The organism is Rossellomorea sp. ABR4_012 (assembly GCF_056159545.1).
Window position 1 is genome coordinate 1,324,862 of record NZ_JBSWVK010000001.1, and the last position, 19,712, is coordinate 1,344,573.

Consider the following 19,712-nt stretch of genomic DNA (forward strand, 5'->3'; position numbering starts at 1 on the left):
ACGGCTTCCTGCCGTCACCCTTTAAGCATGTTATTGGACATTTTTCACTTGGGAATTGATAATAATACTCACATCAGCTAAAGGAGATGTCCAATATTGACGATCAAATTAAGTGTCTTGGATCAGTCACCGATTTCAGAAGGAATGAGCCCAAAAGAGGCTTTAAATCATACAGTAGAACTTGCACAGTTTGTTGAAAAACTGGGTTTCACCCGATTTTGGGTATCGGAGCATCATGATTCACCGAGCCTTGCCGGATCATCACCGGAGGTATTGATTGCCCATCTGGCGCAAAACACCTCGAAGATCCGTGTCGGGTCCGGCGGGGTCATGCTTCCTCATTACAGCTCGTACAAAGTAGCGGAAAACTTCAGGCTGCTTGAAGGGTTGAATCCTGAACGGATCGACCTTGGTCTAGGAAGAGCACCAGGGGGGATGCCTATGGCTTCAATGGCTCTCAGTGACGGCAAGCATCGGGATGTTCACCGTTATCCCGGCCAGATTGATGAATTGCTGGGGTATCTGACGGATTCCCTGCCTGATTCCCATCCTTATCAAGGATTGACAGCAGCCCCGATGATTGAAACGATGCCTGAGGTCTGGATGCTTGGTTCAAGTCCATCCAGTGCCATGCTTGCAGCGCAGAAAGGACTTCCTTATACATTTGCACAGTTCATCAATGGCGAAGGCGGTCCGCAGTTTACAGAGGCGTATCGCAATAACTTTGTACCATCCCGGTACCTGGATAAACCAAAAAATACTGTGGCAGTCTTCACGATTTGTGCAGAAACCGATGAGGAAGCGGAAAGAGTGGCATCAAGTATCGATTTGTCATTGATCATGCTGGAACAGGGCATACGTTCAAATGGGACGCCAAGCCCAGAGAAAGCAGCAGCCTATCAATACAGCACATTCGAACTTGCGCGGGTGAGAGAAAACCGAAAGCGCATGATCGTGGGAAACCCTGAAAAAGTAAAAACGGAAATCCTCGAGCTCAGTGAACAATACCAAACCGACGAAATCATGCTCGTCACCATCACATACGATTTTCAGGAAAAACTCAAATCATTCCAGCTCATCGCTGATGCACTGCTTTAAAGCAGTGAGGGACGGGCCTTTAGCATGCTAAAGGCCCGTCCCTGTTTTTATCTTTTCTCCAAGGCGAGGATGAATGGAGGGTTATTGAGTTGGTTGACGAATTGATAGCGTAAAACGTGTACGTAATTCTGATCTAATTTTTCTACATAACGGAGCAGATAGTCCCGTTCGACGGCTCCTTCGTGGTGACCGTGGTAAATGACGAGGATAAGGATACCTTCAGGCGCTAACATTTCAAGGATCTGATTCATTGCCGAAATGGTTGTCTTTGGTCGGGTGACTATTGTTTTGTCTCCACCTGGAAGGTAACCAAGGTTGAAGATGGCTCCAGTAATCTTTCCGTGATGAACAGGCGGGATGACATTCATGACCGTCTCGTGTCCCTGGTGAAACAGGGTCACACGGTGAGAAAGTTCATGAGTGGCAAGTTGGTCTCTTGTATTCTGCACGGCTTCCTCTTGGATATCGAAGCCGTAAACCCGGCCGTTATCACCGACGAGTTGAGCCAGAAACAATGTATCATGGCCGTTTCCGAGTGTTGCATCTATTGTGATATCGCCCGGTTTCACTGCGTTTTCCAATAGCTTTCGGGCAAAAGGTAAGATTCTTTCCAATTTCATGCTTTCACATCCACATTATAATATTTTCCTTGCCAGCTGTTGCGATTCTTCAGTTCATGATCAATTGCGTTCAGCACATTCCACTTATTTACACTCCACATCGGGCCAATCATGATTTCGATCGGTCCGTCCCCGGTGATCCTGTGGACGATCATGGCAGGAGGAAGGATTTCTAATTGATCGCAGACCAGGTTCACGTATTCATCAAAGTCCATGAATTCAAGGAGCCCTTTTTCATACTGCTTGACCATCGGTGTGCCCTTTAATAAGTGAAGCAGGTGTATTTTAATCCCCTGGACATCCAATTTTGCTACTTCACGTGCAGTTTCCATCATCATTTCTGCATTTTCCTGAGGAAGTCCGTTAATGATATGGGAGCATACACGGATTCCATGTTTTCTGAGCTTGTTCACGCCTTCAACATAGCATTGATAGTCGTGTGCGCGATTAATCAAGTCAGCTGTCTTTTCATGGACGGTCTGAAGTCCGAGCTCCACCCACAGATATGTGCGTTCATTGAGTTCTGCGAGATATTCGACAACATCATCCGGGAGGCAGTCAGGACGTGTGGCTATGGAGATTCCGACGACACCTTCCTGTTTTAAAACAGACTCATACTTCTCACGCAGAACCTCTACAGGTGCATGTGTATTGGTGAACGCCTGGAAATAGGCCATGTATTTGCCGTCTTTCCATTTATTATGCATTTTATTTTTTATATCGTTAAATTGTTTTTCAAGCGGGTCGACACGGTCCCCTGCAAAATCTCCTGACCCTGCTGCACTGCAGAATGTACAACCGCCGTGAGCCACTGTGCCGTCGCGATTCGGGCAGTCAAAACCCCCATCAAGCGCCACCTTGAAAACTTTATGGTCAAAATGATTACGCAAGTGGTAATTCCATGTATGATATCGTTTGTTATCAGCAGCGTACGGAAACGGGTTTGTCACGATGACAAACACCTCCTAATTTCTTCATCTAAGTTATGTATGTTAACCCTCATCAAAAAGATTTTAACATGAATGGGAACGTGAATGTATCCTCTCTCTTCAAATAGGCGAAGATTACCACTTCTGAATGCGGACAACAGGTTAAAACTAATGAAGAAGAAGAGCAGGCATATTCTCTTCTTTAGACCAAAGAAAGCAGGAGGTAGTCGCATGGCAACAAGACAATCCGTTGAAGACTGTATTCAAAAATGTGAAGATGCCATTCGTTACGCTCAAGAGCAATACAAATCCGGCATGGAGCAGGAGCATTATCACGATCAGGAATACACGAAAGCGATGCAGCAGATAGAAGAGTCAGTCAATGATGTCGCTGACCTGGCACACAGCGCGAATGCCCAGCAGCGCGAGCAGCTGCATCGGATGAGGCTTCAGCTGCAAAATCTTCAGAATGAGATGATTTTATTAGAACACGATCCAACTGTAGTGGGAGGAAAATTACATTGAAAAAACGTTCTAAACAAAATAATCCCGAACAAAAAACAAGAAGCGACTTTCGTAATTTAGATACAGAATTCGGAGCAGAACAAAACCCTGTAAAAGAAGCCAAGAAACAGTACGAAAAACAGGGACAGCCGGTCAAATCAAAGCAGAATAACGGGAAGTGATTTCAGAAACTAGGTGCTTTATGGGTGCCTAGTTTTTTGCTGGTTTGGATTGTTGGTGATGGAGAGATAGAAGGTATGACAATGGGGAATTGAGCCTGGCTCAAAATGGTCGATCCGAGCCAGGCTCAAAAAGCCCAAATCGAGTCTGGCTCAAAACAATTGATTTGAGCCAGGCACCCTTTCCCGCTGCTCAGGAGCTTGTTGAAATCCCTCGAAAAAATTCAAAAAAATAGTTCTTGCCCCTCCCGATCAAAAGGAGTAAAATTCTTTTGGGACTCGAAATAAATGGGAGAAAGGGAAGAAGAAAATGCCTAAATCTTTATGGTTACTTGTCATCGGGATGATGGTGAATGTCACAGGTTCTTCCTTCTTATGGCCGCTCAATACGATTTACCTCCATGAGCATCTTGGAAAGTCGTTATCTGTTGCCGGACTTGTGCTGATGATCAATGCAGGAGCAAGTGTCATAGGGAATCTGATAGGCGGAAGCCTTTTTGATAAATTGGGGGGCTACCGCTCCATATTGCTGGGAATCATCATTACATTAGCAGCGCTTGTCGGGATGAATTTGTGGCAGGGCTGGCCTTATTATGTTGTATTTTTAACTGTGATTGGATTTGGTTCAGGGATTGTATTTCCTTCCATGTATGCTATGGCTGGTTCCGTTTGGCCTGAAGGCGGACGAAAGGCGTTCAATTCCGTTTACGTTGCACAAAACATCGGAGTTGCGGTCGGTGCTGCTTTAGGCGGATTGGTGGCATCCTTTTCATTCAGTTATATATTCCTCGCGAATTTACTCATGTACCTCGTATTCTTCTTGATTGCTCTTTTCGGCTACCGCCATATTTCGGTGGAATCAGCGAGACAGACCTCTGTTTTGAGCGAGAAAAAAGTGATACGGAACAAATCAAAGCTGACTGCGCTTCTGATTATCTGTGCTGCCTATTTACTATGCTGGGTCGGCTATGTTCAGTGGCAGTCGACAATCGCAACCTATACACAGGAAATCAATATCAGTTTGAAGCAGTACAGCTTGCTTTGGACCATCAACGGTGCATTGATCGTGCTCGCGCAGCCTCTTTTATCGAAAATGATCAAACGATTTGAAGACAATCTTAAGTTGCAGATCATGATTGGAACGGTAATCTTCATGGTTTCCTTTGGAGTGGCTTCTGTATCGGATACGTTTGAATGGTTTGCGATCTCCATGATCATCCTGACAATCGGGGAAATGCTGATTTGGCCGGCCGTGCCGACAATCGCCAATTCACTAGCCCCGAAAGGACGCGAAGGATTTTATCAGGGAATTGTAAACAGTACGGCAACCGGAGGGAGAATGATCGGCCCATTTATCGGGGGAGTGATGGTTGATTTGTTCAGTATGCAGGTATTATTCATGACATTGATTGGATTCTTCATCGTTTCCCTGGTGCTTTCAAGCGTTTATGATCGTCCTTTGAAAAAGGAAGCACCGGTATCATTGCCTGTACAATAATAAAAAGCCAATGAAACTGCTCATTGGCTTTTTTCTGTAATTAGGGAATAGAAGTTTCTACGGGAATTGTCCAGCACCGGCGGCTAGAGGCTCGAGGTCATAAGTCAAGCAAGCCAAAAAGGCAAAAAACGCGCCTTTCCGGCTTGCTCGCCTTATGCTTGTCGCCTCTGGGCAAGCCGCCTCCGCTTTTCTATTGTCCAGCTCCGGCGGCTAGAGGCTCGAGGTCATAAGTCAAGCAAGCCAAAAAGGCAAAAAACGCGCCTTTCCGGCTTGCTCGCCTTATGCTTGTCGCCTCTGGGCAAGCCGCCTCCGCTTTTCTATTGTCCAGCTCCGGCGGCTAGAGGCTCGAGGTCATAAGTCAAGCAAGCCAAAAAGGCAAAAAACGCGCCTTTCCGGCTTGCTCGCCTTATGCTTGTCGCCTCTGAGCAAGCCGCCTCCGCTTTTCTATTGTCCAGCTCCGGCGGCTAGCCCCTCGAGGTCATAAGCTAAATGGTCCAAGAAGGCAAAGAGCGCCTTCCCGGCCCATTTAGCTTATGCTTGTCGGGGCTGATCGAGCCGCCTCCGCTTTTCTATATTGTCCAGCTCCAGCGCCTAGAGGCTCGAGGTCATAAGTTAAACCTACCAAAAAGGCAAAGAGCGCCTTTCCGGTAGGTTCACCTTATGCTTGTCGCCTCTGAGCAAGGCGCTTCCGCTTTTCTATGTAAAAAGGGCTCCCATTTCCTATGGAAGCCCACTTGCAAAAAATTGAGGCGGATGATCCAAACTCCACATAGTTTGCTGCCGTTAAGGCGTGATCACCGACTTACACAATTCAGCTCATCGCTTGTATAGAATAACACGGAATGAATCCAAACACAATCTTTTGTTGTCTAAAAATATATGGTTAAATCATCCATCCCTTTACTCGCTCACTTTTGTTTTGCTTTGAAGCCAGTATTTAATAATTGGGCCCTTGTCACCATACACGGGATCGAGTTCGGGGAGGGGAACATTTTTGATGTCAATTAGGACTTGCGGCCGTTCTTTCAAAGACCCTTCTTTCATATTATATTCTGCTCCATCGGGATAGGCACCGACTACTTTGAAACCGGGACTGGAGGATAATTTTTTGTGGCCGGTCCCTGCGGGAAGAATGATAATATCACCTTTTTTAATCGTGACTTCCACGCCTTTCTCACCGCCAAGTTGTACATTTGCTTCGCCTTGCATGACTCCAAGCACTTCGTGCGTATTGCTGTGAAAATGGTGATAATCATGGATGCCGTTCACCCAGCTGTTCAGCCACTTATTATGATAAAAGATTCTTTCTATCTCATCTGTATTTTCCACTGCATTTCGGTAGATAAGAACAGGCAAATCCGGATTGTTTGGGATGGTACCATCATCTTCTAAAAAGTAGATTTTTAAACGATCAATTTCCATTCCATCACCTCCTCGTATTTATAGAGAAAGATTCCCGTTCCCCCTTATTTATAAACCAGATTCCTCAGTTTGATATATTCTGGAAATTCCCTAAGTGGTGTATCGGTATGCTACTATAATAGTAAGGATTATTTTGAATAGATAGACGATTTTATAATAGATCATACAGCAGGAAAGCAGGGGGAAGAGATGAGCAGTCTGTTAAAGAAAGTCTCTGCCGAGATGATTGAGATCATCTTGGAGAATGCCTTTGAATGGCTGGTTGTAGTGGATAAAGATGGGAATATCATTTACATCAATGAAAACTATTGTAAATTTCTTGAGGTGGACAGGGAAAAAGCAATCGGGACCCATGTTACGAATGTGATTGAAAATACCAGAATGCATAAGGTCGTGGAAAACGGGAAAGAAGAAGTTGCCGATCTGCAGTATATCAAGGGGAATTATATGATTGCTAACCGTATCCCGATCGTTGTGGACGGGGAAGTGATTGGAGCGTTCGGCAGCGTCATATTCCGCGATACGAGTGAATGGATGCAGATGAGTTCACATGTCAAAAACATGATGTCAAAGATACAAAGCTACATACAAGATATCAATACAGGGGTGAAGTACAACTTAAATGACATCATCGGGGAATCCGAAGGGATCAGGGAGTTGAAAGATAAGGCTCAAATGATTGCCCCGAGTGATATCTCGATCCTGATCAGGGGGGAAAGCGGAACCGGTAAGGAATTATTCGCCCACAGTATACACCAGCTTAGTGAAAGGAGCGGTCAGCCCTTCATTAAAGTGAATTGTGCTGCGATTCCGGAACAGCTTCTGGAGTCGGAATTATTCGGATATGAAGAAGGTGCGTTTACCGGAGCCAAGAAAGGCGGAAAAAAAGGGAAATTCCAACTTGCCCATAAAGGCACCCTATTCCTCGATGAGATTGGGGACATGCCGCTAAATATGCAGGCAAAACTTCTCAGGGTGCTGCAGGAAGGAGAAGTGGAAGCGGTAGGGTCGTCCCGGGTGCACCAGGTGAACGTCAGGATCATTGCGGCCACCAACAGGCCCCTTGAAAAAATGATGGAAGAAAAAAGATTCAGGAGTGACCTCTATTATCGAATCAATGTGGTGCCATTTGTCATACCGCCTCTAAGGGAAAGGAAAGATGACATCGTCATGCTTGCTGAATTCTTCTTGGGAAAATCAATGAAGTCTTCCGGCAAAAGAATCCAGGGATTCCAGCAGGACGTTTTGGATGTATTCACTTCATACAGCTGGCCGGGGAACTTAAGGGAATTAGAAAATGTGATCAATGCGTCAACCTATTTATCGAATGAAAATCAGATTACATTAAGTTCCTTGCCTGAGTATATGAAAGCGGGGACTCTCTACAATGTAGAATCAAAGACTTTGAAAGAAATTCTCGATGATACAGAGAAGAGTGTGTTGGAGCAAAGTTTGAAAAGATTTCATCACGATAAGCGGAAGTTGGCTGCGGCACTCGGAGTCAGCAAATCGACACTATATGAAAAATTAAATAAATATCAGCTTCTGGATTAGTCCGGAAATCCGGAACTGAGTCCGATTTTTCGGAATTTTTGTTTTTGATAAGCAATTGTGTACATCCTGTGAATGAATATTGCATCCGTCCGAATTTCCGGACTGAAACGCCGTTAGAATACTGATATCATTAATCTGAAAGTTGGCACAATTATTGCATGTCTATTAAGTGAACGATTTGTATAGAAAGGAGCAGACATCTGTCAAACAGAGAAATGTAAACGATTGCAACAAAAAAGAAGAGAACATTTTTGAAATAAGGGGGATTACAAGATGTTAAGTATGATTGGTCTCATTGGTGGACTTATTTTATTAATCTTTTTAACAATGCGGGGTATGAACATATTGATTGTCGGCCCCATTTCTGCTTTATTCGTGGCTGTATTGAGCGGCATGCCGCTATTTCCGCAGCTGGCAGCTGAAGGGGAAGCGAATTTGGTCTCCAACTATATGTCAGGATTTACAAGCTTCGTAGCTGCGTGGTATTTAATGTTCTTACTTGGTGCTATTTTCGGTAAGGTAATGGAGGATAGTGGAGCTGCAGACAGTGTATCGCGTTTTGTCGTTGATAGATTGGGTATGAAATTTGCAGTCTTTGCAATCGTTTTAGCCTGTGCTGTTTTAACATACGGCGGGGTAAGCTTATTCGTCGTAGCCTTTTCAGTTTATCCGATGGCTGTCAGTCTATTTAAGCAGGCAGATCTGCCCCGTCGTTTCATCCCGGCTGCACTTGCATTCGGATCCGTTACCTTTACGATGACGTCGGCCGGATCTCCTGAAATCCAAAACTGGATCCCGATTGAATATTTAGGAACAACGCCATACGCAGGCTGGGAGGTCAGCTTGATTGTGGCTGTATTCATGGCGGTATTCGGTTACTGGTGGTTAAAGCGAATGATTTCCAAAGCGGTTAATAAAGGGGAAAGATTCCAGTCACGTGAAGAAGATCCAGTCATTGATGAAGGAAGGCCTTTGCCAAATCCATTGATGGGTCTGATCCCGTTATTAGTCGTTCTGATCCTTTCGTTTATTTTCCACGACTCTTTAAAGCAATCGGCTCTGATCATTGCGTTATTAGGCGGAGTCATTTCTGCATACGCTTTAAATCGAAAATATTTCAAAGGATTTTGGAGTGCGGTTTCAGAGGGTACGATCGGTGCCCTGATTGCCATCGGGAATACGGCAGCGGTAGTTGGATTCGGAGGAGTGGCGAAAGCAGTCCCTGCATTTGAGACGGCTGTTGATGTCATGACTAATATCCCTGGATCACCTCTTATCGGCGGAGCTATTGCGGTAAGTGTCATTGCGGGTATGACAGGTTCAGCATCCGGTGGTCAGGCCATTGCCCTTCCTATCCTGGCGCCCCATTATGTCGACATGGGTGTTAATCCTGAAGCCCTTCACCGGACTGTGGCGATTTCTTCAGGTGCCCTGGATTCCCTTCCGCATAACGGATATGTTGTCACGACGATTCGATCGATTTGTAATGAGACTCACGGAGAAGCCTATGGTGCAGTAGGGGCATTGACCGTCATTGTTCCGTTGATTGGATTGGCGATCGCCATCTTATTATTCAGCTTGGGAGTAGGTATCTAAGAAAGGAGTATCATCATGGTTGAAAACAAAGTCGTTTTTGTAACGGGTGCAGCACAAGGGATCGGTTTTGAAATCGGCAAGGAATTCGCTGCAAACGGTGCAAAAGTGGTCCTAACAGATCTGAAAGAAGATGGAGTGCAGGAAGCTGCACTCTCCCTGAAAAAAGAAGGATATGAAGCTCTTGGCATCCGCTGTGATGTTACTTCTGAGGAAGACTTAAAAGAAGCCATTGCCTCTACCGTGAATCATTATGGCAGACTTGATGTGCTCATTAATAATGCGGGCCTTCAGCATGTGTCACCAATTGAAGATTTCCCGACAGAGAAATTCGAATTTTTGGTGAAAGTTATGCTGACGGCTCCATTTGTGGCCATAAAACATGCTTTGCCCATCATGAAAGAGCAGGGCTACGGCAGAATCATCAATATGGCATCCATCAATGGACTAGTGGGATTTGCCGGCAAGGCCGCCTATAATTCTGCGAAACATGGAGTCATCGGCTTGACGAAGGTCGCAGCACTTGAAGCAGCAGCACATGGTGTCACTGTAAATGCTGTGTGCCCGGGGTATGTCGATACTCCTTTAGTGCAGAATCAGCTTGGCGATCTCGCTAAGACGCGAAACGTCCCATTGGAAAAAGTGCTGGAGGAAGTCATCTACCCGCTGGTACCGCAAAGAAGGCTATTGGAAGTAAAAGAGATAGCAGACTATACAATGTTCTTGTGCAGTGATGCAGCAAAAGGCGTGACAGGCCAGGCAGTGGTACTGGACGGGGGATATACGGTTCAATGATTCATAAAGAAACGACTCAGGGATGGGTCGTTTCTTTTTTTGGTCTTTCAATATTTATCAACACATTCCCCTGCAAAATCAAAATCGGTCACAAATTTACCAGATTCCTCAACATTGGGCTTGCGCTCCTGAATATTTTCTCCTAAAATAGTGAATACATATAATGATTCTTATATTTCAGACGTTGATCAGGAGTAGTAGTGAATGTTTCCTGTCTTAGAGAGTTGACGGGTGGTGGAAGTCAACCGGGAACATCATGAACTCGCCTGCTGAGTTGCAAGTGTGAACAATCAGTAAGACTTGCCGTTTTCCGCGTTAAGGATGAATGAAGCTGAGTGCGCGTACACTAATGTGGGTGGTACCGCGGGAGAATGTAAATACAACTCTCGTCCCAAATATTTATTTGGGATGAGAGTTTTTTTATTTTTAAAAAGAAAAGCGGCTGGATACAGACTACAGGTTGCATCAAGACCTTTTCTACCATCATGTTAAAGGAGGATCTCAATATGAGTTTTAATCATAAGAGTGTTGAGACGAAATGGCAAAAGTATTGGGAAGAGAACAAAACGTTTAAAACGACTGAAGACGAGTCGAAAAAGAACTTCTACGCGCTGGATATGTTTCCGTATCCATCTGGCGCCGGCCTTCACGTAGGTCACCCGGAAGGATACACAGCGACGGATATCCTATCCAGAATGAAGCGCATGCAAGGGTATAATGTCCTTCACCCAATGGGTTGGGATGCGTTTGGTCTTCCTGCAGAGCAATATGCGCTTGATACAGGGAACGATCCTGCTGAATTCACTGAGCAGAACATCAATAACTTCCGCCGCCAGATCAAAGCGCTTGGTTTCTCTTATGACTGGGACCGCGAAGTAAATACGACAGACCCTGGCTACTACAAATGGACGCAGTGGATTTTCCTGAAGCTTTATGAAAAAGGATTGGCGTATGTGGATGAGGTAGCGGTGAACTGGTGCCCGGCACTTGGAACGGTTCTTGCCAATGAAGAAGTAATCGATGGGAAGAGTGAGCGAGGGGGCCACCCGGTCGAACGCCGCCCGATGAAACAGTGGATGCTGAAGATCACGGCGTATGCGGATCGCCTTCTTGAAGACCTTGAAGATGTCGATTGGCCGGAAAGCATCAAGGATATGCAGCGCAACTGGATCGGCCGATCTGAAGGGGCTGAAGTCGTGTTCAACATTGACGGACATGATGCATCATTCGATGTTTTCACTACTCGCCCTGATACGATCTTCGGTGCAACCTATGCCGTGCTTGCACCTGAACATGATCTGGTTGAACAAATCACCACACCTGATCAAAAAGAGAAAGTGGAAGCGTACCTTGATAAGGTGAAGACCAAGAGCGACCTTGAACGTACCGATCTTGCAAAAGAAAAAACAGGTGTCTTCACTGGGGCGTATGCAATCAACCCTGCAAACGGAAGCAAAATGCCGATCTGGATTGCAGATTACGTTCTTGTGAGCTACGGCTCAGGAGCGATTATGGCCGTCCCTGCCCATGATGAAAGAGACTATGAATTTGCTAAACAATTCGATCTGCCGATCATTGAAGTGGTTGCCGGCGGAGACGTTGAAAAAGAAGCATATACTGGTGACGGAGAGCATGTTAATTCTGATTTCCTTAATGGTCTTGGTAAAGAAGAAGCGATCATCAAAGCGATTGCTTGGCTTGAAGAAAAAGAAATCGGTACGAAGAAGGTCACATACCGCCTGCGAGACTGGCTGTTCAGCCGTCAGCGCTACTGGGGCGAGCCCATTCCAGTGATTCATTGGGAAGATGGCACAACAACGGGTGTTCCTGAAAGCGAACTTCCGCTTGTCCTTCCTAAAACAACTGAAATCAAGCCATCAGGTACAGGCGAATCACCACTTGCCAACATCAGCGAATGGGTAAATGTAGAAGACCCTGAAACAGGCAAGAAAGGCCGCCGCGAAACAAATACAATGCCGCAATGGGCAGGAAGCTGCTGGTACTACCTTCGCTACATCGATCCTCATAACGAGGAAGCCCTTGCTGATGCGAAGAAAATGGATGACTGGCTTCCGGTCGATATGTACATCGGTGGAGCAGAGCATGCGGTACTTCACCTTCTTTATGCTCGATTCTGGCACAAATTCCTATATGACATCGGAGTAGTGCCGACGAAAGAGCCTTTCCAAAAGCTCTTTAACCAAGGTATGATCCTTGGTGAAAATAATGAAAAAATGAGTAAATCCAAAGGAAATGTCGTTAATCCTGATGAGATCGTCGAATCTCACGGAGCTGATACCCTTCGCCTTTATGAAATGTTCATGGGGCCGCTTGAAGCATCCGTTGCTTGGAGCACGAACGGGCTTGATGGTGCCCGCCGTTTCTTAGACCGTGTATGGCGCCTTCTTGTCGAAGAGGACGGTTCTCTTTCAAGCAAAGTGTCGGACACTGCTAACCCCGGCCTAGATAAAATTTACAACCAAACTGTCAAGAAAGTCACAGAAGACTATGAAGGACTACGCTTCAACACAGGTATCTCCCAGCTGATGGTCTTCATCAATGAAGCCTACAAAGCAGAGACCTTGCCTAAAGCATACGTGGAAGGATTCGTGAAGCTCCTTGCACCAATCGCTCCACATATGACGGAAGAGCTTTGGGAAAAGCTGGGTCATGAAGAGTCCATCACTTACGTGGAATGGCCATCATTTGATGAATCGAAACTTGTGGACAACGAAGTGGAAATCGTTCTTCAAGTAAACGGTAAAGTGAAAGCGAAAGTGATGATTCCTCGTGATATGAACAAAGACGACCTTGAGAAAACAGCGATGGAAAACGAAGACATCAAGAGTCAAATCGAAGGAAAAACAGTACGCAAAGTGATAGCAGTACCAGGTAAGCTTGTGAATATTGTGGCTAACTAGCCTGAATTGAGGGATGGACCTAACAATGGTCCGTCCCTTTTTGATTTATTGGGTGCCAGGCACAAAAGGTCTGATTTGAGCCAGGCACAAAAGGTTTGATTTGAGCCAGGCACCGTTTCAAGGTAGCTGCACCACCTGGTACAACCGACTTTTCATTCACAAATACCTGCACATAATTCAAGCTAAAGTTGAAAATACCCCCTTAAGTTTAAACTTTTTGTGAATGGGCATTCCTTTGATATAATCAAATTGATTACCGCGAAAGGGTGAAGAAAATGACTGAAATCAAAACAATCACAACGGATGAATTGAACACGAAGCTAAAAAATGGTGAAGACCTTTTATTAGTCGACGTACGTGAAGATGAAGAAGTAGAAGAGGGCATGATCCCGGGTGCACGCCATATCAAAATGGGTGATATCCCTGAGTCACTTGACAAATTTGATAAGGATAAAGAGTATATCTTTATTTGCCGCTCAGGCAACCGCAGCGGAAATGTCGCTCATTACATGAAGGAGCAAGGCTACAAAGTGGTAAACATGGAAGGCGGCATGATGAATTGGTCTGGGGAGACAGCGCCTAAGAAATAATAGACTCCTAAAAAACACATTCCTTCAGCGGGAATGTGTTTTTTTACGCGGAGTTGTTTGAAAATTTAAATATCTGACAATACTAGTGATGAATTATAGAAAGGCGGGATCGGAATGATTCAGGTGAAGGTGTTTGACTATGAGCATGAGAAGGATTTGGAGCAGGATATGAATCAGTTCCTGAGTAAAGTGGATGAGAAGAAAATCGTCGATATAAAATATCATATTGCTGCGTTGACAGAAGAGATGGAAGAACAGATTTACTGTTTCTCCGCAATGGTCATTTATCGAAAATAAAAAGGTTGATTCGTCGAATGGATAAGACGATCAACCTTTCTTTTTTTCTATATTTTTGCGGCGTTAAAGCCGGCAAGGCGGCCGGTCACCAGGGCACTGGTGATGTTATAGCCTCCTGTGTATCCGTGGATATCCAGTACTTCACCGCAGAAGAACAGGCCGTGCATTTTTTTTGATGCCATCGTTTTCGGCTCGATTTCCTTAACCGAAACGCCTCCTCCTGTCACAAAGGCTTTTTCGATTGAAAGGGTGCCGTTCACGGTAAACGTGAACTGCTTTAAGAGCTTTGCAAAATGGCGGACTTTCTCCGACGATAAATGATCTCCTTTTTCATCAGGATCCATACCAGCTTTGTCGAGCAGGAATAATAAATACCTTTCCGACACCAGGCCTTTAAAGATATTCTTTGCCGCTTTCTTCCCTTCCTCTTTTACCAGCTTGTAAAGAGATTGGAAGAGCTGCTCTTCGTTCTTGTCAGGAAGCGAGTCGATGACCATCGTGACATGGGTCAGGTTCCATTTCTTCATCGCTTTCACGACATATTGGCTGGAGCGTAAAACTGCAGGTCCCGAGATGCCTAAATGAGTGAAGATCATGTCCATTTTATGGGTGATCAGTTTCTTACCTTTAGGGTTCAGCACGCTCAGTTCAATGTCCCGGAGTGATAACCCCTGTAACGCTTTTTGCTTGATGAAAGGTTCATCAGATGTCAACGGAACCTCAGTCGGGAATAATTCAGTGATCGTGTGGCCGGCTTTTCTAGCCCAAGGGTATCCGTCACCGGTTGAGCCGGTATGAGGGACAGACTTTCCACCCACTGCAATAACTACGGCTTTTGCATGGATCATTTCGCCATTCATTAATCGGATCCCCTTTGTCTTGCCATCATCGTAAATCACTTCTTCAACCGAGGTATTCGTTCTGGTCTCCACCCGTAATTCTTTCATTCTGTTTAAAAGAGCCTCTACTACATCCAGCGCACGGTTTGATACTGGAAACATCCGTCCGTGGTCTTCTTCTTTCAATTGAATTCCCAGGTTTTCAAAGAAAGAAATGATATCTTCATTATTAAACTCGGAAAAAGCGCTGTACAAAAAGCGGCCGTTTCCGGGGATGTGTTTGATGATCTCATCGATCGGCAGGCGGTTTGTCACATTACAGCGGCCGCCGCCTGAAATCGCAAGCTTTCTCCCAAGCTTCGTTCCTTTATCTACAAGAAGGACCTTGGCACCATTCTCGCCGGCCGCGATGCTCGCCATTAATCCCGATGGTCCTCCACCTATAACGATTACGTCATATGCTGACATTTTTTCACCAACTTTATCGTTTTACTTCTCAACATTTAATAATATCAAAAACGGTCCCGCATAAAAAGTTTCAGTTAATTGTAGAATCGTTCATAACCACTAAGCTGCATATGCCGGGTGTTCGGAAATTGATGGATTTATTAGTATATTCACGTTAGCAAACCCCTTCATCAGGGTACTCTACTTACTATGTTCGAAAAAAATTGTCATTCGATACGTACAGTAGTAAACTATGATAGTATGTGAATTTATTAGAAGTACTAACGCATGTTTCTAATGGAACGTGCTTTTCCAGAGAGGGATACTATGTCATCTAAATTAATAAAAGGAACGTTTATATTAACGTTAGGGACCTTTATTTCAAAGTTTTTGGGTCTTTTTTATGTTATACCGTTTGATGAGTTATTGAAAGGGAACGAAGAAGGGGCATCACTGTATCAATATGGATATGTGCCTTATACGATCTTTTTGACAGTCGCGACAGCCGGGGTTCCATTGGCTGTTTCAAAGTTTGTCTCGAAATATAATGCAATCGGGGAATACGCCGTCGGGCGGAAGCTGTTTAAGTCAGGATTGCTGTTAATGACGTTAACAGGAGTACTGTCATTCCTGGTTATGTACATCTTTGCTCCGGTGTTTGCAGAGATGACCATTAAGAGTGAGGAACAGGTCATTTCAGTCGCCCAGGTAACGACGGTCATCCGCGCGGTCAGCTTTGCCTTGATCATCATTCCGTTCATGAGTCTGATACGCGGTTTTTTCCAGGGACATCAGTCGATGGGACCTACTGCTGTATCACAAGTCATCGAGCAGATTGTCCGGATTGTCTTTTTGCTTGGCGGGATTTATGTAGTGCTGCATATTATGGACGGCTCGGTCACGACTGCGATCAGTGTGGCGACATTTGCTGCATTTGTCGGAGGACTTGCCAGTCTTGGTGTGCTAATCTGGTATTGGTTTAAACGGAAGCCGCACTTGGATGAACTGCTAGAGGAAGACAGGGGAGAAGCAGAAGTTTCTCTTCCTAAGATGTACAAGGAGATTGTTGCGTACTCGGTCCCCTTCATTTTTGTGGGACTCGCTAACCCGTTGTTCCAGATGGTGGATCAAATCACTTTCAATAAAGCGATGGCTGCTATCGGGAATGCGAAAATTTCCGATTATGCTTTAGGGGTGTTGAACTTTTACACTCATAAACTTGTAATCATTCCGGTGTCATTAGCCACTGCATTTTCCATGACATTGATTCCGCTGATTACGACATCTTATACAAGCGGAGACCGGAAAACGATGCGCAGGAATATTGACCAAACCTTTCAAATCCTGTTATTCCTGACGGTCCCTGCATCCATTGGTATCGCACTGCTTGCAGAACCTGCCTATACCATGTTTTATCATAGTGATGAGTTAGGGACGGCTATTTTAAGAATTTATGCACCGGTTGCAATATTATTTGCTGTTTACGCAGTAACTGCTGCGATCCTTCAAGGAATCGATGAGCAGAAATTCACGATATTCGGCTTACTGGTAGGACTGCTCGTGAAGATGGTGCTGAATATTCCACTGATCAAGCTTTTTGAAACCCAGGGAGCTGTCTTTGCGACTACGATCGGATATGCGGTTGCGATCGCAATCAACCTGTATGTGATTAAAAAATACGCCCGCTACAAATTTGAGCTCATTATCCGGAGAACGGTGGCTATAGGTATCATGAATGCAATCATGGCCGTAGTTGTGCTGATTTTGTATGGTGTTTTAAAACAATTCTTAAATCCAGCTTCAGGATTCCAGGCAATCATCCTTGTTGCAATCTGCGGTGGAGCGGGGGCTCTGGTCTATTTTTATCTGAGTCTGAGAAGCAAGCTTGCAGATAAGTTGTTTGGAGAAAGAGTCAATAAGATTAGAAGCCGTTTGCGGATAGGATAATAGAAAAGGGGGATGACGCATAGTGTTCATCCCCTTTTTTATTGAATGGTAGATATCACTGGTTGTAATAACCAAGCTGCCTTTCAAGCCTTTCCACTTGTCTTTCAAGGCGGTCCACTCTGCGGTCCAGTCGCTGATACTGTCTTTCTAAACGATCCAGACGTTGGTCGAAGCTTCCGCCGCCTCCCGGATAACCTGGATAACCGGGATATTGCTGTCCGCCGCCTGGAAAGGGAATCGGGATTAAAATGCCGCCGGTTCCTTGTTGTCGAAAAGGATACATTCTTTTCACCTCGAGTTTAAGATAGGTTTCTTGCTTATCGTTAATAGCCTATGTATAAAATAGAATAATGAATGGGCTTTTACCCTAAACGGAAACCGAATTTCTAAAGGGATACATTAAATAAAGTAGGAGTGTCACTATGAGAATCGATAAGTTACTTGCAAACATGGGCTATGGAAGCCGAAAAGAAGTAAAAAAATTGCTCAAGGATGGAGGTCTGCAGGTAAATGGCGAAGTCGTCAAGGATGGAAAAGTCCACGTCGACACGGAAAAGGATACCGTCATGCTATATGGAGACAAGGTTGAATATCGTGAATTCATCTATCTGATGATGAATAAGCCGCCAGGTCTGATTTCAGCGACAGAAGATGCCAATGAAGAAACCGTCATCGATATCCTTCAAATGGACGACCAGATTTTCAATCCATTTCCTATAGGTAGACTCGATAAAGATACAGAGGGTTTGCTGCTCATCACGAATGACGGCCAATTATCTCACCAGCTTCTTTCTCCAAAACGGCATGTACCGAAAACATATTTTGCCGTTATTGAGGGCGAAGTGACTGAACGCGATGTTAAAGCCTTTAAAGAAGGTGTGACGCTGGAGGACGGCTATCATACAAAGCCGGGAGAACTTGTGATATTGAAATCGGGTATCACATCTGATATCGAGTTGACGATCACGGAAGGCAAGTTCCATCAGGTGAAGCGGATGTTTGAAAGTGTAGGGAAACGCGTTGTTTACTTGAAGCGTTTGTCGATGGGGCCGTTGAAGCTTGATGAGGACCTTGAGCTTGGTGAATATCGTGAACTGACGGATGAGGAAGTGGAGATGCTGAAGGAGTATCGTCCTTGATTTTACCCAAATTATGAAAAAATCCATCCAATCAAGTGTGTACGCTTAATTGGATGGATTTTTCTCTTTCTATTGTCCAGCTCCGCCTCCTTGTCCCTCGAGGTCATAAGTCAAGCCGTCCTGAAAGGCAAAAAGCCGCCTTTCCGGCCGACTCGCCTTATGCTTGTCGGGCCAAAGCAGTCGGCTCCGCTTTTCTGTTGTCCAGCTCCGGCGGCTAGCCCCTCGAGGTCATAACTGAAAAATCCCCAAAGGCAAAAAGCGCCTTAGGGGATTTCCCAGTTATGCTTGTCGGGGCTGAACGAGCCGCCTCCGCTTTTCTATTGTCCAGCTGCAGCGCCTAGAGGCTCGAGGTCATAAGTTAAACCTACCAAAAAGGCAAAGAACGCCTTTCCGGTAGGTTCACCTTATGCTTGTCGCCTCTGAGCAAGGCGCTTCCGCTTTTTTATTGTCCAGCTCCGCCTCCTTGTCCCTCGAGGTCATAAGTCAAGCCGTCCTGAAAGGCAAAAAGCCGCCTTTCCGGCCGACTCGCCTTATGCTTGTCGGGCCAAAGCAGTCGGCTCCGCTTTTCTGTTGTCCAGCTCCGGCGGCTAGCCCCTCGAGGTCATAACTGAAAAATCCCCAAAGGCAAAAAGCGCCTTAGGGGATTTCCCAGTTATGCTTGTCGGGGCTGAACGAGCCGCCTCCGCTTTTCTATTGTCCAGCTGCAGCGCCTAGAGGCTCGAGGTCATAAGTTAAACCTACCAAAAAGGCAAAGAACGCCTTTCCGGTAGGTTCACCTTATGCTTGTCGCCTCTGAGCAAGGCGCTTCCGCTTTTCTCTTTATGAAGACATCTTTACTTTCTTCTGAGTTGTTGTCCATTGGCCGCGACTTGGGCTTTGTACCAAGTCATTATACGCTAACACGTTGAGATCTCTTTGAATGGTGCGAGGAGTAATGCCAAATTCGTCAACGAGATCTTGAGTTGTTACAGTACCTTTCTTGTTGATGTACATGTATACAGCTTTAATTCTTGTTAGCATACGATTGGTTGAAGGTTTCAAAGAACCACTCCCTCATCATTTTTCCAAAGTCAAAGACTACATCGCCATGTGTGCACCTCACGTGCTACCTATGTACTATGCGCTTTAGACAACCCCTTTTCCTTTTAGAGTTTACTCATAAGATGTCTGACAATAATATTGTACCCTTAATTCTATAAAAATTCTATAATATTGTCTAAATTTACAAACAATTAACGTTGGGTACCGATGTTAACCCCATTGTATGAAGTCTTGGTGGAAAAGATGAATAATTCTGAAAATTAAAGACGCAAACTTTTTCACATAGGTCATTCTACATG

18 protein-coding genes and 1 other annotated feature are annotated in these 19,712 nt (G+C 45.1%); of the genes, 12 read left to right on the plus strand and 6 right to left on the minus strand.

The window, feature by feature from the left end:
• Positions 1 to 96: 96 nt before the first annotated feature.
• Positions 97 to 1,098, plus strand: coding sequence for an LLM class flavin-dependent oxidoreductase (locus tag ACXAFV_RS06500; RefSeq protein WP_475125227.1), 1,002 nt, complete (start codon positions 97 to 99; stop codon positions 1,096 to 1,098).
• Between the two features lie 47 nt (positions 1,099 to 1,145).
• Here the strand turns inward: ACXAFV_RS06500 and mnmM are convergent, their stop codons facing one another.
• Together mnmM and mnmL are read right to left on the minus strand one after the other, a co-directional pair.
• Positions 1,146 to 1,718 (minus strand): tRNA 5-(aminomethyl)-2-thiouridylate-methyltransferase MnmM, encoded by a 573-nt coding sequence (gene mnmM / locus ACXAFV_RS06505; protein WP_475125228.1) that lies wholly within the window; start codon positions 1,716 to 1,718, stop codon positions 1,146 to 1,148.
• Positions 1,715 to 2,668, minus strand: a complete 954-nt coding sequence (gene mnmL, locus ACXAFV_RS06510) for a tRNA modification radical SAM protein MnmL/YtqA (RefSeq protein WP_475125230.1) — start codon at positions 2,666 to 2,668, stop codon at positions 1,715 to 1,717. Before mnmL ends, mnmM begins: the two co-directional genes overlap by 4 nt.
• 210 nt (positions 2,669 to 2,878) lie before the next feature.
• Between mnmL and ACXAFV_RS06515 the strand changes: the two genes are divergently transcribed.
• The 3 genes from ACXAFV_RS06515 (at position 2,879) to ACXAFV_RS06525 (ending at position 4,828) form a co-directional block, all read left to right on the plus strand.
• Positions 2,879 to 3,172 (plus strand): YtzC family protein, encoded by a 294-nt coding sequence (locus ACXAFV_RS06515; RefSeq protein WP_475125231.1) that lies wholly within the window; start codon positions 2,879 to 2,881, stop codon positions 3,170 to 3,172.
• Complete coding sequence (locus ACXAFV_RS06520; protein WP_475125232.1) at positions 3,169 to 3,333, plus strand: glycogen biosynthesis protein GlgD; 165 nt, start codon at positions 3,169 to 3,171, stop codon at positions 3,331 to 3,333. The genes ACXAFV_RS06515 and ACXAFV_RS06520 overlap by 4 nt, the downstream gene beginning before the upstream one ends.
• Before the next feature lie 307 nt (positions 3,334 to 3,640).
• Positions 3,641 to 4,828, plus strand: coding sequence for an MDR family MFS transporter (locus tag ACXAFV_RS06525; protein WP_475125233.1), 1,188 nt, complete (start codon positions 3,641 to 3,643; stop codon positions 4,826 to 4,828).
• 900 nt (positions 4,829 to 5,728) lie between these two features.
• Here ACXAFV_RS06525 and ACXAFV_RS06530 read toward each other — a convergent pair.
• Entirely contained in the window at positions 5,729 to 6,250 is a 522-nt protein-coding gene (locus ACXAFV_RS06530) for a cupin domain-containing protein (RefSeq protein WP_475125235.1), read from the minus strand.
• Between the two features lie 189 nt (positions 6,251 to 6,439).
• Between ACXAFV_RS06530 and ACXAFV_RS06535 the strand changes: the two genes are divergently transcribed.
• From ACXAFV_RS06535 to ACXAFV_RS06560, 6 genes are all read left to right on the plus strand, one after another.
• Positions 6,440 to 7,804 carry a sigma-54 interaction domain-containing protein gene (locus ACXAFV_RS06535; RefSeq protein WP_475125237.1) on the plus strand — a complete coding sequence of 455 codons (1,365 nt, stop codon included), beginning with the start codon at positions 6,440 to 6,442 and terminating at the stop codon, positions 7,802 to 7,804.
• A gap of 273 nt (positions 7,805 to 8,077) precedes the next feature.
• Entirely contained in the window at positions 8,078 to 9,400 is a 1,323-nt protein-coding gene (locus tag ACXAFV_RS06540; RefSeq protein ID WP_475125239.1) for a GntP family permease, read from the plus strand.
• A 15-nt stretch (positions 9,401 to 9,415) separates the two neighbouring features.
• Entirely contained in the window at positions 9,416 to 10,192 is a 777-nt protein-coding gene (locus tag ACXAFV_RS06545; protein ID WP_475125241.1) for a 3-hydroxybutyrate dehydrogenase, read from the plus strand.
• A 175-nt stretch (positions 10,193 to 10,367) separates the two neighbouring features.
• Positions 10,368 to 10,589, plus strand: a binding site (T-box leader).
• Positions 10,590 to 10,698: 109 nt separating this feature from the next.
• Positions 10,699 to 13,113 (plus strand): leucine--tRNA ligase, encoded by a 2,415-nt coding sequence (leuS, locus tag ACXAFV_RS06550; protein WP_475125242.1) that lies wholly within the window; start codon positions 10,699 to 10,701, stop codon positions 13,111 to 13,113.
• Positions 13,114 to 13,388: 275 nt separating this feature from the next.
• Positions 13,389 to 13,703: a rhodanese-like domain-containing protein gene (locus tag ACXAFV_RS06555; RefSeq protein ID WP_475125244.1), complete on the plus strand. Its 315-nt coding sequence runs from the start codon at positions 13,389 to 13,391 to the stop codon at positions 13,701 to 13,703.
• 114 nt (positions 13,704 to 13,817) lie between these two features.
• Positions 13,818 to 14,000, plus strand: coding sequence for a sporulation protein Cse60 (locus ACXAFV_RS06560; protein ID WP_475125245.1), 183 nt, complete (start codon positions 13,818 to 13,820; stop codon positions 13,998 to 14,000).
• 47 nt (positions 14,001 to 14,047) lie between these two features.
• Here ACXAFV_RS06560 and ACXAFV_RS06565 read toward each other — a convergent pair whose 3' ends face one another.
• On the minus strand, positions 14,048 to 15,307 hold the full coding sequence (locus ACXAFV_RS06565; RefSeq protein WP_475125247.1) for a BaiN/RdsA family NAD(P)/FAD-dependent oxidoreductase: 1,260 nt from the start codon (positions 15,305 to 15,307) through the stop codon (positions 14,048 to 14,050).
• A 306-nt stretch (positions 15,308 to 15,613) separates the two neighbouring features.
• Here ACXAFV_RS06565 and ACXAFV_RS06570 point away from each other — a divergent pair, with 306 nt between their 5' ends.
• Positions 15,614 to 17,233, plus strand: a complete 1,620-nt coding sequence (locus ACXAFV_RS06570) for a putative polysaccharide biosynthesis protein (RefSeq protein ID WP_475125248.1) — start codon at positions 15,614 to 15,616, stop codon at positions 17,231 to 17,233.
• Positions 17,234 to 17,288: 55 nt separating this feature from the next.
• Here the strand turns inward: ACXAFV_RS06570 and ACXAFV_RS06575 are convergent, their stop codons facing one another.
• Positions 17,289 to 17,516 (minus strand): hypothetical protein, encoded by a 228-nt coding sequence (locus ACXAFV_RS06575; RefSeq protein WP_475125250.1) that lies wholly within the window; start codon positions 17,514 to 17,516, stop codon positions 17,289 to 17,291.
• Positions 17,517 to 17,655: 139 nt separating this feature from the next.
• Here ACXAFV_RS06575 and ACXAFV_RS06580 point away from each other — a divergent pair, with 139 nt between their 5' ends.
• On the plus strand, positions 17,656 to 18,372 hold the full coding sequence (locus tag ACXAFV_RS06580; protein WP_475125251.1) for a pseudouridine synthase: 717 nt from the start codon (positions 17,656 to 17,658) through the stop codon (positions 18,370 to 18,372).
• An 819-nt stretch (positions 18,373 to 19,191) separates the two neighbouring features.
• Here ACXAFV_RS06580 and ACXAFV_RS06585 read toward each other — a convergent pair.
• Complete coding sequence (locus ACXAFV_RS06585) at positions 19,192 to 19,413, minus strand: DeoR family transcriptional regulator (protein WP_334219342.1); 222 nt, start codon at positions 19,411 to 19,413, stop codon at positions 19,192 to 19,194.
• Positions 19,414 to 19,712: the final 299 nt, after the last annotated feature.